This is a genomic window from Exiguobacterium sp. s122 (genome assembly GCF_018618475.1).
Lineage (GTDB): Bacteria > Bacillota > Bacilli > Exiguobacteriales > Exiguobacteriaceae > Exiguobacterium > Exiguobacterium himgiriensis.
Genome location: NZ_JACSMD010000013.1, coordinates 1 through 1177 on the forward strand (window position 1 = coordinate 1; position 1177 = coordinate 1177).

Annotated in this window: 10 tRNA genes and 1 rRNA gene; all 11 read left to right on the plus strand. The window is 48.5% G+C overall.

The features are described from left to right. Positions 1–98 (plus strand): 5S ribosomal RNA (rrf, locus tag KNP92_RS15615); the annotation flags it as partial. Positions 99–177: 79 nt separating this feature from the next. After that, positions 178–253, plus strand: a tRNA-Asp gene (locus KNP92_RS15620). Positions 254–271: 18 nt separating this feature from the next. Beyond that, positions 272–347, plus strand: a tRNA-Phe gene (locus tag KNP92_RS15625). 8 nt (positions 348–355) lie between these two features. After that, a tRNA-Thr gene (locus KNP92_RS15630) sits at positions 356–431 on the plus strand. 10 nt (positions 432–441) lie between these two features. After that, positions 442–517, plus strand: a tRNA-His gene (locus tag KNP92_RS15635). 12 nt (positions 518–529) lie between these two features. Beyond that, a tRNA-Lys gene (locus KNP92_RS15640) sits at positions 530–605 on the plus strand. 33 nt (positions 606–638) lie between these two features. Further along, positions 639–719, plus strand: a tRNA-Leu gene (locus KNP92_RS15645). A gap of 19 nt (positions 720–738) precedes the next feature. Continuing rightward, positions 739–813 (plus strand) — tRNA-Gly (locus tag KNP92_RS15650). A 7-nt stretch (positions 814–820) separates the two neighbouring features. Further along, positions 821–905 (plus strand) — tRNA-Leu (locus KNP92_RS15655). Between the two features lie 9 nt (positions 906–914). Beyond that, a tRNA-Arg gene (locus KNP92_RS15660) sits at positions 915–991 on the plus strand. Between the two features lie 6 nt (positions 992–997). Continuing rightward, a tRNA-Pro gene (locus KNP92_RS15665) sits at positions 998–1074 on the plus strand. Positions 1075–1177 lie beyond the last annotated feature (103 nt).

Consider the following 1177-nt stretch of genomic DNA (forward strand, 5'->3'; position numbering starts at 1 on the left):
GCGGCCACACCCGTTCCCATGCCGAACACGGAAGTTAAGCGCTTCAGCGCCGAAAGTAGTTGGGGGTCTCCCCCTGTGAGGATAGGACGCTGCCAGGCTGTTTGTTTTTTTGAAAAAGTTATTGACTTATCTATCTGCGACATTTAAAATAGGTAAAGTCGATACAATACTTAATGTGGTCCTGTGGTGTAGTGGTTAACATGCCTGCCTGTCACGCAGGAGATCGCGGGTTCGACCCCCGTCAGGACCGCCATTTTTTTAATTTCATATTGGCTTTGTAGCTCAGTTGGTAGAGCAAAGGACTGAAAATCCTTGTGTCGGCGGTTCGATTCCGTCCAAAGCCACCATTTACAGCGCCGGTGTAGCTCAGTTGGTAGAGCATCTGACTTGTAATCAGAGGGTCGAGGGTTCGAATCCTTTCGCCGGCACCATTTTTGCATGGCGGTTGTGGCGAAGTGGTTAACGCACCGGATTGTGATTCCGGCATTCGAGGGTTCAATTCCCTTCAGCCGCCCCATTTATAATTAATGAGCCATTAGCTCAGTTGGTAGAGCATCTGACTTTTAATCAGAGGGTCGCAGGTTCGAGCCCTGCATGGCTCACCATTTCTCATTAATTAACTATACTTAAATATTTGTGCGGGTGTGGCGGAATTGGTAGACGCGCTAGACTTAGGATCTAGTGTCTTTGACGTGGGGGTTCGAGTCCCTTCACCCGCATCTCCTCAAACTTAATTATGCGGAAGTAGTTCAGTGGTAGAATACGACCTTGCCAAGGTCGGGGTCGCGGGTTCGAATCCCGTCTTCCGCTCCATTTACATGCGGTCGTGGCGGAATCGGTAGACGCGCTAGGTTGAGGGCCTAGTGGTGGTTAACACCGTGGAGGTTCAAGTCCTCTCGACCGCATTTTATATTGCACCCTTAGCTCAGCTGGATAGAGCGTTAGACTACGAATCTAAAGGCCGGGAGTTCGAATCTCTCAGGGTGCACCATTTTAACGGGAAGTAGCTCAGCTTGGTAGAGCACTTGGTTTGGGACCAAGGGGTCGCAGGTTCGAATCCTGTCTTCCCGACCATTTATTTTTTTGGTCTTTGAAAACTGAACGATGAGGCAAAAAATGTTTTAAATTTTGAATGAAGCGCAAGCTTCGTCATTTTCAAGAGCTATATCAAATTCTT